We start from the raw sequence: 14566 nt of genomic DNA, 5'->3' as shown, positions 1-14566 counted from the left end.
AGAGCCGCTAAAACTCGCCACTCTGGAGCGTTTTGGCTGCCTACTTCTGCGTTGAATAACTTCACAAGGGAGCAACCATTCTTTCAGTTATTCGCCTTGAATTAGTTTGCCAAAAACGCTCTGAGTAGATCAACTTCTTATACTAATTGGTATAAATAAAAAAGCGCTGATATACAGCGCTTTTAATCTTGCCTGAGTATTTACTCGTGACAGTCAGCACACTCTTTCATTGTTAGATCTGGAGTGTGGATCTCTGTATCTAACTCGTGAGCACTTCCCATATCGTGACAATCGTTACAAGTAGCAATGCTTGCTTCCATTTCTGTATGCTCTTCAACATTAATAGTCTCATGGCAGTCAGTACAGTTTACAGCCATAGCTGAAGCAGAAAATGCTAACGCAGCAACCAAAGTTAAATATTTCATATGCATTCCTTAATATCGGAGTTATCGCACTTAATGTTGTGTTATTACAGAACTGTTAAGGCTTATTTTTGTTTATGCTACCTAATAAATGAAAGACTTATCGTCTCGGCAGCTCTTATGTACCATGATATGACTTAACCTTAATTGAAACTTAAATCCGCACCTTTAGTTGAACAAAAGCTGAACAAGAGTTCGATGACATGTTAAGGATGTGAGCAAGGTCTGACATATCACCAAATTTAGCCCTTTTTCTTTCGCCACCCACAAATTAAAACCTTAAAACTTAAGATGAATCACTCTCCATTACCGCTGTTTTTTTGCGCGACCAGTGTAGGATATCTGATTAAAAGTTGATCTCCCTTACCAAAGTTAATAAATTGTAACTAATCAATGCAAAGATAAAGAACATTAATAACTTCCACTCGCAATAAAGGCGCGCTCATTTGGGGAAATTAGACAAGAATAAACTCCTGTTAGCCTCAGTGTTAGGGTTAGTCGGTTTGCTCGTAAACCTTTACCCCATCCATCTATTCGCTAACATACAGCTAATCCTCGGCAACGTCTCCTACGTTATTGCCGCTATACTGCTTGGCCCTTGGTATGCACTTTATACTGCAACGCTCACCGTTACCGGCCTAATGATCGTTTGGGACAGTCCCCATGTGTACTTCTTATTCGGCGTTGAAGCCCTTTTCTTAGGTTTTGCCAGAAGAAAAGATATCTACGCGTTATACGCAAGCTTTGGCTTTTGGCTGTTTATCGGTATGCCACTCTTTTATCTTTATATCTTTCTATTTACCGATCTCCCCAGTAGTCACATTGCCTTTATCATCCTAAAACAAGGGATAAATGGTTTAGTCTATGCTTGTATCGGCTCGCTGATGATCACTTTAACGCCGTCTTTTTGGCACTTTAATAGTAAAATCAAAGATAGGCAAAGACGAACGTTCAATGGCCAATTGACTTACACTTTCACATTAGTGATAACCGTCGCCCTGCTGTTAGCCGCATTATTATTTAATAATCAGTTTATCGAACGCCAACAAGCCTTGCTTTATCATAATATAGAAAGCTCTGCCGCTCATTTAGGCCTCTCGACCCAAGCCTATATTGACTCACACACCCAAGCGATTAAGAACGCTGCTGCATGGCTGAGCTTAAATCAGCATTCAGAGACAGAAGAGCAAATTTTGTTGTCTCAATTGCATGCAAACTATCCAGGATTTATCACAATGCTCCTGGCTGATAGTGAAGCGGTTGTCTTTGCTGCAAGTCCAGCGTCATTACTTTCAAGCCTTGAGTCTGAACAACACGAAATTTCAGTCCGTGATCGAGACTACTTTGTACAAGCTTTTGTTAATCAGCGTAACTTTATCTCTCCGGCATTTCTTGGCAAGGGGTTTGGCCAAGATCCGATTGTTGCAATCAGTGCGCCTATCTACCGTTCAGACAACTCGCACCAACCGATAGGGATCATTGAAGGCTCGTTAGATTTAAAAGAGTTCAAGGTGATAGATAACATAAAAACCAGTCAGATTAATCAGTCCATCGTGCTTATCGATAAAAACGGTAGAGTCATTTACGCCACTGACAACCTTGGCATTACGCCACTATCAACATTCAATTACTCGCTACCCAGTGAAAATTATATAACGCCCTTTCCTATGCTTAATATCTCTCATAGCGATACGATGGCACCGGAGTACGTCTATGCGAGTGTGACTTTAGAAAATGATTGGCAACTATTTGTACTCAATCCTTTTCGGCCTCTGGTTGATTTAGTCGAAAGTATGTACCTCGCGACATTTGCCATTTTATTTATCGCATTGTCTGTAACCATCTATATCTCACGTGTGATTAGCGCTCGACTCACGCTGCCGCTTGAAAATATCGCCAACAAATTCAGTACTCAATCAGATAATAACTATGTGGATTATGCCGTTGATGATGAGTCGCCACAGGAGATCTACACACTATTTCAGCGTCTAAAACAAAGTAAAAGTCAGCTTATTGGTTACCAGTTGGAGCTTGAGGAAAAAGTCGCAGTACGGACCTTGGAGCTTGAACATGCTAACAGCAAACTAAAAGCGCTTGCCGAAAAAGACCCTCTGACAGGGTTATATAATCGTCGATACGCCGAAGATAAGTTCCCTGCAATTCAACAGTTATGTAAGCGGACAGATGAGATTATTGCAATTGCTCTGCTGGATCTTGATAAGTTTAAATTCATTAACGACACCTACGGTCATGATGGTGGCGATCTCACTCTTAAACGTGTCGCACAGCTTCTAAGCCAGGAATTTAAGCGCGATTCAGACATTATAGTGCGATACGGCGGTGAAGAGTTTTTGCTCATCATGCCGCTGTGTAATGCTTTAAAAATTGAAAGTCATCTAGAAAAGTTCAGACAAAAACTAGAAAATATTGTCATCGACAGCCAACAGGACCTGCAGCCGTTTAGGGTAACCACCAGCATAGGGGCGGTGATTGGTAATGGGACTTATAGTGATTCACTGGAGCAGTGGGTTAAACAAGCTGATATTAATCTATATCAAGCCAAAAAGGCGGGTCGAAATAAACTGATTTTCACCACCTTAGAAGATTAATCAACATACTAAACAAGCCTCTGCGATTATGGGACTATCACCTCATCCATTTTGCTTAGCATATAAGGGTGAAATGGGTTCCATTTTTGTCTTAAAATCTCACTGGCAGAAACACTGATCACGCCTCGCTCTCCACGAGATGCCCCCGTACCTATCTGAATATGGGGTTTATCACCATTCCAAATAGGGCCATATAAGGCATCGCTTTTTGGAAAGGGTAACGCAACATGCGATAGTGAATAGATCTGTTTTGGCCAGCTAAGCCCTAGGGAGTCTGTACTATTATCATTTAACCGCCGAGCCTGAATATCTCGGCTCTCTTGGCTTTCGTTTTCAACTAAGGTGAACTCATAGTTAAACTCCCCCTCCGTCATCATATTCCGATAAGGTTTTAAGGGGTCATTCAGAATAAGACTTAAGTTCACCTTCGTTCTGTTGATATCAAATAGCACCAACTCGTGACTCGCATCGGGTAACTGGCTATATAACGCACTTATCACAGCACTTGTGTCAACGGTATCATCAGTGAGTGACTGAAACGTCAATATTGGTGATAAGCCGTTCAGTCGATCCTTGCCCTGTCGCAAGATGAGATCATGATTACGCATCGAAAGCTGATAAACCACATCTCCAGCATTAACAGCAAAGGAGCCATACTTAAACGGGTCGTACTCTGCTTGAATGCTATTCCAGCTTAGTTTATCTAGACCAAGTACCATCCCAAGTCTTGCTTGCCATTTAGCCCCTGCGGCTACTGGAGGTAAGCCTATTGCGGGTGAGATCAAAACCATAGCTGAGTAATCAGCTTCTTTATTAGCGGCGAGAAGCTCAAGCTCATGATTTAATGCTAATGCCGCTCCCGTTGAGAAGCCCACTAGATATAAAGGTTTTTCACCTAACACTTGCTTCATATGCCGTGTTGCCAGCGCTACCGCTCCCGCCATATCTTGCCAACTGATATTGGTTAATGCCGATGGTAAAGTGCCATGCCCCGGTAGTCTAAGCCCTAAAATATGAGCCCTGCCTTTATAGTGATTCGCGAAATGTGACAAGGCATAGGGAGAGTCTGACATACCATGGAGTAGAAGTACCCCAAACTCAGCATCATCTTTGGGCCATTCATAACTGCGATTCCAGTCTTGCGGCCAATGCGCTGGATCAGAATAACTACCATGCACATAGCGGTTCAGAATATCGAAAGGTTGAGGCTCTGATGGCTCAAGATAAACCTTCGTCTCCAATTCAGAGAAGAGTTTATCTTCAAGCTTCATATAATCGGCAAAAGTGCTCAATTCGCTTGCTGCACGGTACTCTGAAGTTAATTCTGTTGTGTGCCAAATCGATAAATCGGGACGTGAATTCAAAAACCAAACCGCCATAGCGATTAACGCGATGAAGGTTCCTAAGGATGCATAAAACAGCGCAAAGGCTAAATGTTTTGTCGACCCAATAATAATGGCTTTCATAAAAGTCGCGATTTCCTCTAAACAAGCAAGCTAATATAAGATAACTTACACGCTTTTACGCTGAAACGGTAAAGATAGGCTGAAAATTGAATAAAAATAGACAGATAATAGGTTCAAAGAGTGCTCAGACATGTTTCTATTTACCGACGCCACCTATTCTTCCCGAAGCTTGGAGCCATACCGCGCCCGAAGCAGTACAGCACTTGATTGAGGCCAACGGTAATCATTGGCGAAAAATTTTAACCATCATGGCAAAATTGTCTGTTACCGATAAAAACTGGAAGTTTTACCGCGACAATCTGCTACTGAAACAAGATGAATGCATTAGCATTAATAGTAATGAGCTCAACCCCAATGCTGGTTTGCACATTATTTGTGGTCAACAAAGCGCTCAAAACCTGCAATTATCGCGGTCTCAGTTCCAGCCTATCAACACGTCGACTACGCTTGTCAGTAAACACGCTGAGCAATCAATTTACCTATGCCCCTATCTCGATTACCGTCAATTCCCTAATCTGCAAATTGATTTATTAAGAGCAGTTTTATACCTACCTTCATTAGGTTAATCTCTGGCTTCTGCTCAAATAAAAAGGCGCTTAATGCGCCTTTTATTGGTGTCAAAACTCTTGGTCACTCAATCGTTGAAATTAAGCCGTTAATATTGAATAGCTAAATTAAGCCAGCTATAAAAGTGACTATAAAATCGAGGATAAGTGTTAATCATAAATCGTTGGAATAGGCTCACGCTTATGCTGAGTGGCGCGGTAGATCCCTACCAGTTTGTCATTAACAAATTCGCTAACCTCTTTACCCTCTAAAAAGTCATCGATTTCATCGTAAGTTAACCCCAAGGCGACTTCATCCTCTAACTGAGGTTTGTTCTCTTCTAAATCTGCCGTTGGCGCCTTAATAACTAACTTTTCGGGAGCACCAAGGAATGCGGCAAGCATGCGAACCTGACGCTTATTAAGGCCAAACAAAGGCGCTAAATCACAGGCTCCATCGCCCCACTTGGTATAAAACCCTGTAATGTTTTCGGCGCTGTGATCGGTTCCTACTACTAAACCAGCTACTAGACCCGCTATCTCATACTGGGCAACCATGCGCATTCTTGCTTTTACGTTCCCCTTAACAAAGTCGACTTTGTCGGCCTCTGGTAACGTAATCCCAGCCGCTTCTACAGCCGCTAGCGTTTCACTATGAACGCCATCCACTCCCTGCTTCACATTCACCGTAACTTGCTTTGAAGGCTGGATAAACTGACAAGCCAGCTGAGCTTCATCTTCATCCTTTTGCACATCGTAAGGTAAACGGACCGCGATAAACTGGTAACTGGTACCGCTGGCGTCACTATTGAGCTCATCAACGGCTAGCTGACACAAGCGCCCCGCTAATGAAGAGTCTACTCCACCACTAATACCCAAGACTAAAGAGGAGGTACTCGATTGCTTAAGCTTCGACTTAATAAATGCGACGCGCCTTTGAACTTCAAAGCCAGGGTCGATAGCATTAAGCACCTGCATTTCTCTTAGGATCTGTCCTTTCACGTTCTACACTCCGATGGTAGTTGGCAGAAAAATCGGTTTATATTATGGGTGAATTCTTGCGACAATTCACGACCTGTTTAATAACAATCGTGTTAATTTAAACGTTAATTAGCAATACGCATCATTTAAGCCACTAAAGTCATCATTAACAAAACCAATAAGAGATCCAATGGAACTGCAATTACTACTTTCACTGAGTATTATCCACCTCGTTGCTCTTGCAAGTCCCGGTCCCGATTTTGCCTTAGTCGTCCGCCTTGCAACACAAGAGTCACGCGCCGCTGCAGTTGCTTCGGCCTTAGGGATAGCCGTGGCAATTTTAGGCCATACACTATTAAGTTTAACTGGCGTAAGTCTGATTATTCAAAGTTCAGATAAGCTATTTTCAATCGTACAAATACTGGGGGCAAGCTACCTTGCTTGGATGGGGCTAGGTGCGATAAAAGCCGCTTGGCTACATTGGAAAGATCACGTCACTCTCGAAAAAAGTGCAGCATCTAAAGGGATAAGTAGCTTTAAAGGGTTTATGCAAGGGCTCTATACCAATATTTTAAATCCCAAAGCTTTAGTGTTTTTTATCACCCTTTTTTCAACTTTGATTACTCCCGAGATCAACTTAGCCACAAAAAGCGCTGCTGCGGCGCTACTGTTTGGCTTATCCTTTTTCTGGTTCAGTTTTATTGCAGTGGTACTCTCTAAACCAAAGATTCAGCTTAAGATGAAAAGAGCCAGCCCTTTCATCAACCTAATAACAGGTTTGGTGTTTGTTGGTGTTGCACTAATGATTATTGCCGGGCTGCTGGGCTAATATTTACTCTAATAGAGAGGACACATAACAGAGTTAACTTAAGAAAGCGCTAGCTGACGATAGGGCTGAAGCAGTTCTCACTCTTCTCACCTAGGATCATCAAAGCAGACATTAGGTTTAATGATTGCTTTGATGATTACTTTAATAATTGCTTTGCTAATTAGATAATCGGTTAGGAGATGGCTTAGAGAGCAATCATCCGACTAATTGATGCTTCTCTAATCGATATAAAAAAGCCTTATAACTTAAACCCAACTGTTTTGCCGCCTGAGTACGATTACCTTCATGGCGAGACATCGCTTGCTGTAGACAGTCTTTCTCAAATGCTTCCCACTCAAACCCCGCCTCAGGAAGTACAAACTGACTCGGATTAATCGCGACTTGCCCTAAGGCCAGTTCCGCCACCAGCTCTTGCTCATCACCCAGTAACACGAAACGCTCAATTCTATTCGAAAGCTCTCGTACGTTGCCCGGCCAAGGGTAATCGAGCAGAGACTTCATCGCTTCAGCACTTAACTTAAGCGCCTCGACACCGTACTGACCAGCATGAATTTTTAAAAAGTGCTCGATAAGCCGGCCAATATCTTCTTTACGTTCTCTCAGTGGCGGCATATCGATGGGCACCACATTGAGTCTATAGAATAGATCTTCTCTAAAATTGCCCAGCTCAACTTCCTCTTTAAGGTTTCGGTGGGTTGCGGCAATGACTCTAACATCTAACTTTATCTCGCCATTTTGGCCTAACCTTGAGATCACGCCCTCTTGTAAAAATCTGAGTAATTTAGTCTGTTGTAACAGGGGTAACTCACCGATTTCATCAAGAAAGATAGTACCGCCATCTGCCGCCTCAAGCTTACCGATCTTCAGCGTATTGGCGCCTGTAAAGGCCCCTTTCTCAGCACCAAACAGCTCCGATTCCGCGAGAGTTTCAGGAATGGCACCACAATTGATGGCGACAAACGGCTTATGTTGACGATTGGATAGTTGGTACAAGGCCCGAGCGGCGAGTTCTTTACCTGTGCCACTCTCTCCGCCAATTAAAACTGTGGCATCGGTGGCACTGACTCTTTGTACTCGAGCATAGACCTTCTGCATACACGGGGCCTTCCCCACTAGCCCCACGAGCTCCTGCTGCTGGGATAACTCTGATGCTAGGCGTCGATTTTGCTGTTTTAACGTAAGCGATTTAGCGACTTTGTCTATCGCCATCAATAATGACTGACGCTGATAAGGTTTTGATAAATAATCATCTGCCCCAGCTTGCATAGCGTCTACAGCGTGAGTGATAGTGCCGTAAGCCGTGGCGATAATAAACCCCATATCTGGGTGTTCTCGCCTAACGTAAGTCAGTAGATCCATTCCAGTTAACTGCCCAAGCTTCCAATCGGAAAAAACCAGATCCGGTGCACTCGATTTTATCGACAAAATCGCCTCTTCAACACTTTCTGCGCTGGTGATCTGATAGTGGTTAGAAGCGAGTATTTGGCAGATTAGCTCGCGTTGATCAGGCTCGTCTTCCACAACTAAAATCTGTAAAGGGGCATTATTCATTGTTTCACCTCACCTTGATCCGAACCCTTTCTACTTAAGTCTGTGTTTGAATCGCTATTTATTAGTGTTTGAATGAGCACTGGTTTTATTACTTGAGTCTGTGCTTGTTTTTTTACTTGAGCTTGTACTTGAGTCAGCCCCTTGTTCACCACGACTAAAGATAAGCGTCACTATGGTGCCACCTTGGGGATTGTCTTCAAACTGGATTTCGCCATCGTAATGACTCTCGATTAAGCGCTTCGCGATATAGCTCCCCATGCCAGACCCCTCTGTCTTAGTAGTGACATGGGGTTTAAACATCTGCGACTTAACCAAGGGGTCAATCCCTTTGCCCCAATCTGTAATGATAACTTTCTTGGCATTTTCATCTTGCATCAGCTCGATTTTTATCTGCTTGGCATCCGGGTCGGCTTCTACCGCGTTAATCATCACCGCATGTAAGATACTTCTGAGTTCCGACTCAGCTCCATTAACGAAAACCTCACTGCTTTGTGGATCAAACATGACTTTCGGTTTGAGCCCTGTGATCGACAACTCCAAAAGCACATCCTGAATGATGGCGTTTAACGGAATAGCTTTATCACGTGCCACCTCATGACTCGAAAGCGTTAATAGCGACTGAATACTTTTATCCATCAAGGCGATTTTCTGCTGCATCTTGTTATTGAGCCTCTCACGTTCGGCCAAGGCTTCACTCCAAGTGCTCTGCTCTGAAAGTAATCCCAAGGTATGCAATGGATTTCTCAAGCTATGGGCAATCCCTCGGGTGATCTGCCCAAGATCGGCCAAATGTTGCTGTTGCGACATCTGCAGCTCTTTCTTACTTAAATTCGCTAATGCCAGACTCATGCGATTAAAACCCGTTAAGATCTGCTTTAACTCTTTAACCCCTTGTTCTTTAAGTTGCACGCCAAATTGACCGTTTGCCAATTTTTGATGACCACCAGCCAGCTCACTTAAAGGCCCCGTCACATGGTGGCTAAGCCAGTAAGCCAATAATAGAGCCATCACACTCGTGATTAGAATGGCTAGCAAAACCGATTCGCTAAAGCGCTCTAAAAGGAGATTCGCACCGCCACTTGGTAAGTCAACGCTGCGCTCTTCATTTAGCACAATAGAGCCGTCATTACTGCTCTGCCCCTCAACAATGAGTACTCGTCCCTCTTTAAGCCACTCATCGGTATGGATCTCAATGCTGTCTAGACTCTGCTCTACACGTCGCTGATATTCTCGCGCCGCTTGCTTACGCAGTTGCTGCATATCCTCGCGATTGCTTTCTAATAACACACGCTCTTTTTCTAACAAGGCCTGCACCTTGCCTTTCAATGCTTTCTGCTTTGCCTTAAATACATCGTTTTTAAGCTGTGACTCCCCGCCCTCGGATACACCTTTAGCAAGCTCAAACGCCAGCTGATCGATTTCACTATTTAAGCTATCGAGTTGGAGATCAATTTCATGTTCAGACTCTTCGGTTAATCGGTCGACTTCATGCTCAAACTTTTCGTTTATCTGTTCATTTTGCTCTAGCCAATCAATGCTATCCACCTCAGCTCTTGGCATGAGTTCAGGCTCTTCATCTGGCGCCTGTGGAAATGAAAACTCCATACGTTCAAGCTCTGCAGCATTCTCAATCACCACGCTGACCAGACTCTTAGATAAACTTTTTGAGCTTTGCTCAAGCTCTGCTTGTAATTGAGCTTTAAAATACTGCGCCACAAATAACTGGCTCATAGCCAACAATAAGATGAGCGCGCCAAATAGCATGAATACATAGCGTTTTATCGACATAATTTCTCTTTTATTTCCCTATTCTGGCTCTGCCGTTATCTCTATAGAAGACGAATATTGAAGCTTGATTTACAAGATTGATATACAAGATTGATACCAAACTCTATCTCACCCAAATCAATGCCGTTTCAGTGCAGTCCTATGCAAAGAGTGCGGCTTACCCCTGCAGAATTTAAGTAACGACTTAACCTAATCATGGTTAAAGCTAACACAAATCGAATCAATATCCCCATATCAGGAAGTTGCCTTCCCATATCCGCAACTCTTATCGCGTCATCATTTTTCATTTAACCGAGCAAATACCTGCCAATGCCTGTATGGCTCTGGGGGCAACAAAGTTGGCACGGCCTTCGCAATTCCCTTTCAGACACTTTTCGTAAAGCGTCTTTTAGTCGATAAGTTAACTGCAATGCTATTTAAAGGGGAACAATATGAACTTAAAACCACTCGCTATCGCTCTCGTAACAGGCTGTTTAACCTTGTCTCAACTGGCCTATAGCGCACCGACCGATATAGAGGTCATAGACAACATAGACCGTAAGCTAATCACCAAGATCAATACCGATGAAAACGATATCACCCATGTCACCGTTGCTGTAGATGGCACTTCCCACGACATGTCATTTACGGCTCAAGAGCTCAGTGACAAACAGAGCGTTAAGCAGAGAATCAGTGAATTGCCTAAGGATGTACAAAAGCCCGTTTTGAGGATGCTAGAGCGAGTTCAGCTGCATGCTGCTAGCCCAAGGCAGCCTCTGGATCCAAAAGTTGAACAGGCCATTAAAATTAAACTTGAAAAACTACATCAGCAGCTCAGCGGTAAAGAAGCCGAAATAGAAGCCCACGCCTTCAAGCTAGAATCTAAGGCTCGCGAAATAGAAGAGAAAGCCCGTGAGCTTGAAGTAATATTTGAACAAAATGAAGGCCAGTTTGAAATTCATATGGATTCCCTTGGTGATGATATCGAGATACTCACCGAGCAAATTACCGAACTTGAATTAGAACGCCTTGGGCTCGATGGTGACGCCTCACGCGTACTAATCATCCAAGGTCATGGTAAACCGACTAGCTCGGATATTCTCGAGCTTATCGAGCGCGCCGAGTTGACTGATGAACAGAAACAAAAGTTGAGTGAAGTATTAGCGCAAAAGTAACCAGGCTGAATAGAGCGACTAAGCCTAGAGGTTCACTTTGCATAGTAATATCTAAAGTTGATTAGCCTTCGAATGAAGGCTGATTACATTTATTTTTGTATCGTTGCTATGGGGTAGCCCGTTTGAACTTGTAGCTTCGTAGTTATCCACCGCCTGCCGCGGGTGCTGGACAGGATGTTCGAATGTCGTGATCACATGGATGTGAAGGAACGACCTTATTTGCAGACACTGCTGAAGCTCGCCGCTAGTACGTCTGACCTCCAAGGATGGTGGAAATGCCAAATTCAGTATGGAACTGAATTGGCCTTGTAGGCTCAACGAAAACATCCTTGTTTTCGACGGCTTCAACCGTATCTGCACTGGATAATTTTCTTCTTCGATTTAGGCTGAAGAGTTAGATTTCTAACTTGGAAATGCCCCAAAGTGAGTTAGCCTTTGAATTAAGGCTGGTTACATTTTTTGTTCGGTGTTATATGGCTGTGAGTATTAAATTGATGCTCTAGAGTTATTAATCGCCTGCAGCGAGCGTATGTGCAGACACTGCCGTGACACGCTGCAAGTCCCTCCTTGGAGGCTCGGCCATGACGAATAGCATCCCTGCTAAAAGGCCAGTTCGGCATCCTGCCTCTCGTTCGAAAGCTTGATAACTACGTTATCTCTCACCTTGTCATGGACGGTCACGGCCGTATCTACACGTGGTAATTGGTGTACTCATTTAGGTTAGTGTTGCTTGATGTCTTACGCGGAAATGTCCAAAAATGAGTTTGAAACATCTGAGATAACTAATTCGGAAGGATGATGATTCAGATGTCGGTACGGCTGTGGGCTTCGGTTTCAAGGATGAAACCGCAGAGCGGCCAAGGACGGCTTTATAGCGTTCCACAGCAGTAGCGACATCTGAGCTTACTGCGAACTGTAGTCTTTATTCGTGGTGAATAGCTTTTGTCCAGAAATGAGTTAACGAACGCTGAAAGTATTTGTGAGCACCAAGGAATTTTGTCGTATAAGTTACTTTTTAAAAAGCACTAACCCCACCACGAAGCACTACGCTTTCACGAAGAGCACGAAGGTAAAGATAAAGAGAGCTAGAGCCGGTGAATGACCAAGTCCCGCTCAGCCCTCCCCTGATGTTACTTATACGGTTAACCTATCTGGGTAAATCTCATTAATGTGAAGCCACCTATAGAATACCTCTTATGCTTTCACGTAAGCTCTATATCACAATCATAACTTCTTAAGGTAACCGGTCATGTGGTGGCGAATCCTTCTTATTTCTCTAGCTTATCTACTTATTGGCGCACACTTTTTACGCTTTGGCCAAAACGAGGCCTGTATCGCTTTTGCTCTATGTCCGCTGTTGCTATTTATTAAAACCACTTGGGCGACTCGATTACTGCAGCTAGGCCTTATCGTTTCTGCAGTTCTTGTATGGGGCGTGAGTAGCTTTGAATATGTACAGATGAGAATTATTGCTGAAGCGCCTTGGTATCGCTTGAGTGCGATTATGGCTGGTGTTATCGCCTTTACCCTATTTGCAGCATGGTGCTGTAATGGCATCATTCAAAAGCGTAATCAGCGTAAAATTTTTAGTTAATAATCCTTCTAAAATTGGACATAGCTGACGCTATACCTATGCTTCGAAGCGAGCGAGTCAGAGGCTGACGTAACTAATGTGCGCAGCCTAGCTGACTTTTGTCTTTAGAATACAGTATCCTCCGACTCAAGATATCGACCAATATATTTACCAAGGCGGTAACACACATCAGTACTAAGGCGCCGTTAAAACGAATTTCCGCAAAGTTACTGTCGATATAAAACCCTAAAGTGGCAATGCCAAGCATCCCCAATATTGCCGTCTCTCTTAAGATCACCTCGAAACGATAAAACAATAATGCCATCATATTCGGATATATGGCTGGCATAACTTCGTATCCATATCCGTCTATTCGATGAGTAAAGTGTGCAGAGACACCCACGTTATCGGCATGCCTGATGGTGAGATACGCAATCAACGCGCCATTATGGATAGCTAATGCCAATATGGCGGGTAACATCGACGGTCCGAGCAGCAACATAAACACGAAGGCCAAAATATATTCTGGTACCGATCTTAAGATAAGTAACAGTAAGCGGTTTACGTTCGCTATCACGCCACCACTCAAACGCTTGTCACTAATAGCACTGCCAATTAGGGCAAAAATATGACTCAATCCAAGGGCCGCTAGCGCTAACAGTAAAGTGGCGATGACTCCAGGTAGCGCTTGCTCAATTAACAACTGACTCATCCAATCATAGAACTGACTGAACACATCGCTGCTTATCATTGAACTGGCTTGTAACGCCTCGCTTTGAAGCATCTGACTTTGAAGCGCCTGATTTTGAAACATGGGCGGTAAGATATCTTGACTTAAGAAACGCCAAATCAATGCTCCATCAATATTTGGTATCTCTGGCAGTGCCCATATTGCCAGTACAACATAAACTGGCAATGCCTTCACACGACACCAATAAGGAATGGTGCCTATCAAGGTGATAAACAACATCAGCAGTGCAGCCCCTTGCTGGTAATGACCTTGTCGAAATGCAGTCTCTAAATAGAAGCCTAAGGTGGGCATTCCCACAAAGCCTAACACTGCGCTACTTCTTAACGCACACTCAAATCGGTAGCGCACATAAGCGCGAACTGGGACAAGCACATGGGCCAGTCTCCCATAGAAATAGCGACTAATTCGGTCAGTTCTATAAGGTAGAGTCTGCAAAGTCGATGTGGGAGCTTGCTGCAAAATATCGCTGAAGACCCGCGCAAACGTCGCGCCATAAGGCAATGCTATAGCCAAGATCCCAGTGAGTGGCGATAAGCCAAAAATTTGTAAAAAAAGTAACGCCCAGAAGATCTCATGAATTGAGCGAATGAACGAACACATCGCTGCGATATAGGGCTTGTGATACACCAAAGCCAGTGGCGCCCCACAAACCAATGCGATAATCACACCCAAGAGTGCAAAGCTAATAGTTTGCCAAAGCGCTTCCATCAAATATTCGGTGGCAAAAAAATCGGGAGTAATAAAGCCCTTGGCCATCAGTAACAATTCACTCCATGGATCGAGTGCTATCACCTCGGTATCGGCAAAATAAAAACACAGCAGTGAGACAGCCCACAGCGCTAAGGTCACTTTTTTCCAGTAACCTACAAAAGTAAATAGGCTCGGTGTAGCGAGCTG

11 protein-coding genes are annotated in these 14566 nt (G+C 43.7%); 5 read left to right on the top strand and 6 right to left on the bottom strand.

Annotated features, from left to right (window positions below; genetic code table 11):
* Window positions 1–200: 200 nt before the first annotated feature.
* Complete coding sequence (locus K5Q73_RS20705) at window positions 201–425, bottom strand: cytochrome c3 family protein (protein ID WP_220759394.1); 225 nt, start codon at window positions 423–425, stop codon at window positions 201–203.
* A gap of 443 nt (window positions 426–868) precedes the next feature.
* Between K5Q73_RS20705 and K5Q73_RS20700 the strand changes: the two genes are divergently transcribed.
* The gene (locus tag K5Q73_RS20700) at window positions 869–3031 is read left to right on the top strand and encodes a diguanylate cyclase (protein ID WP_220759395.1); all 2163 of its coding nucleotides are present in this window, start codon (window positions 869–871) and stop codon (window positions 3029–3031) included.
* A gap of 26 nt (window positions 3032–3057) precedes the next feature.
* Here K5Q73_RS20700 and K5Q73_RS20695 read toward each other — a convergent pair whose 3' ends face one another.
* Window positions 3058–4497 carry a carboxylesterase gene (locus K5Q73_RS20695; protein ID WP_220759396.1) on the bottom strand — a complete coding sequence of 480 codons (1440 nt, stop codon included), beginning with the start codon at window positions 4495–4497 and terminating at the stop codon, window positions 3058–3060.
* 86 nt (window positions 4498–4583) lie between these two features.
* Between K5Q73_RS20695 and K5Q73_RS20690 the strand changes: the two genes are divergently transcribed.
* Window positions 4584–5063 (top strand): hypothetical protein, encoded by a 480-nt coding sequence (locus K5Q73_RS20690; protein ID WP_259650700.1) that lies wholly within the window; start codon window positions 4584–4586, stop codon window positions 5061–5063.
* A 150-nt stretch (window positions 5064–5213) separates the two neighbouring features.
* Here K5Q73_RS20690 and nadE read toward each other — a convergent pair whose 3' ends face one another.
* Window positions 5214–6044, bottom strand: coding sequence for an ammonia-dependent NAD(+) synthetase (gene nadE, locus K5Q73_RS20685; protein WP_220759397.1), 831 nt, complete (start codon window positions 6042–6044; stop codon window positions 5214–5216).
* A gap of 169 nt (window positions 6045–6213) precedes the next feature.
* On the opposite strand from nadE, the gene K5Q73_RS20680 reads away from it, so the two are divergent.
* Window positions 6214–6852: a LysE family translocator gene (locus K5Q73_RS20680; protein ID WP_220759398.1), complete on the top strand. Its 639-nt coding sequence runs from the start codon at window positions 6214–6216 to the stop codon at window positions 6850–6852.
* 195 nt (window positions 6853–7047) lie between these two features.
* On the opposite strand, the gene K5Q73_RS20675 is transcribed toward K5Q73_RS20680, so the two are convergent.
* Window positions 7048–8403 carry a sigma-54 dependent transcriptional regulator gene (locus tag K5Q73_RS20675; RefSeq protein ID WP_220759399.1) on the bottom strand — a complete coding sequence of 452 codons (1356 nt, stop codon included), beginning with the start codon at window positions 8401–8403 and terminating at the stop codon, window positions 7048–7050.
* Window positions 8404–8457: 54 nt separating this feature from the next.
* Window positions 8458–10191, bottom strand: coding sequence for a HAMP domain-containing sensor histidine kinase (locus K5Q73_RS20670; RefSeq protein ID WP_220759400.1), 1734 nt, complete (start codon window positions 10189–10191; stop codon window positions 8458–8460).
* A 431-nt stretch (window positions 10192–10622) separates the two neighbouring features.
* On the opposite strand from K5Q73_RS20670, the gene K5Q73_RS20665 reads away from it, so the two are divergent.
* Together K5Q73_RS20665 and K5Q73_RS20660 are read left to right on the top strand one after the other, a co-directional pair.
* The gene (locus tag K5Q73_RS20665; RefSeq protein ID WP_220759401.1) at window positions 10623–11345 is read left to right on the top strand and encodes a hypothetical protein; all 723 of its coding nucleotides are present in this window, start codon (window positions 10623–10625) and stop codon (window positions 11343–11345) included.
* Between the two features lie 1249 nt (window positions 11346–12594).
* Entirely contained in the window at window positions 12595–12939 is a 345-nt protein-coding gene (locus K5Q73_RS20660; RefSeq protein WP_220759402.1) for a hypothetical protein, read from the top strand.
* Between the two features lie 73 nt (window positions 12940–13012).
* Here K5Q73_RS20660 and K5Q73_RS20655 read toward each other — a convergent pair whose 3' ends face one another.
* Window positions 13013–14518 carry an ABC transporter permease gene (locus K5Q73_RS20655; RefSeq protein ID WP_259650701.1) on the bottom strand — a complete coding sequence of 502 codons (1506 nt, stop codon included), beginning with the start codon at window positions 14516–14518 and terminating at the stop codon, window positions 13013–13015.
* Between the last annotated feature and the right edge of the window lie 48 nt (window positions 14519–14566).

The organism is Shewanella sp. MBTL60-112-B2, assembly GCF_019655055.1.
In the GTDB taxonomy this organism is placed as follows: domain Bacteria; phylum Pseudomonadota; class Gammaproteobacteria; order Enterobacterales; family Shewanellaceae; genus Shewanella.
This window is presented reverse-complemented; position numbering and strand designations above follow the sequence as displayed.

Bases quoted from the DNA above. Each gene is read 5' to 3' on its own strand.
- K5Q73_RS20705 (WP_220759394.1), bottom strand. From the start codon at position 425: ATGAAATATTTAACTTTGGTTGCTGCGTTAGCATTTTCTGCTTCAGCT.
- K5Q73_RS20695 (WP_220759396.1), bottom strand. From the start codon at position 4,497: ATGAAAGCCATTATTATTGGGTCGACAAAACATTTAGCCTTTGCGCTG.
- K5Q73_RS20680 (WP_220759398.1), top strand. From the start codon at position 6,214: ATGGAACTGCAATTACTACTTTCACTGAGTATTATCCACCTCGTTGCT.
- K5Q73_RS20675 (WP_220759399.1), bottom strand. From the start codon at position 8,403: ATGAATAATGCCCCTTTACAGATTTTAGTTGTGGAAGACGAGCCTGAT.
- K5Q73_RS20670 (WP_220759400.1), bottom strand. From the start codon at position 10,191: ATGTCGATAAAACGCTATGTATTCATGCTATTTGGCGCGCTCATCTTA.
- K5Q73_RS20665 (WP_220759401.1), top strand. From the start codon at position 10,623: ATGAACTTAAAACCACTCGCTATCGCTCTCGTAACAGGCTGTTTAACC.
- K5Q73_RS20660 (WP_220759402.1), top strand. From the start codon at position 12,595: ATGTGGTGGCGAATCCTTCTTATTTCTCTAGCTTATCTACTTATTGGC.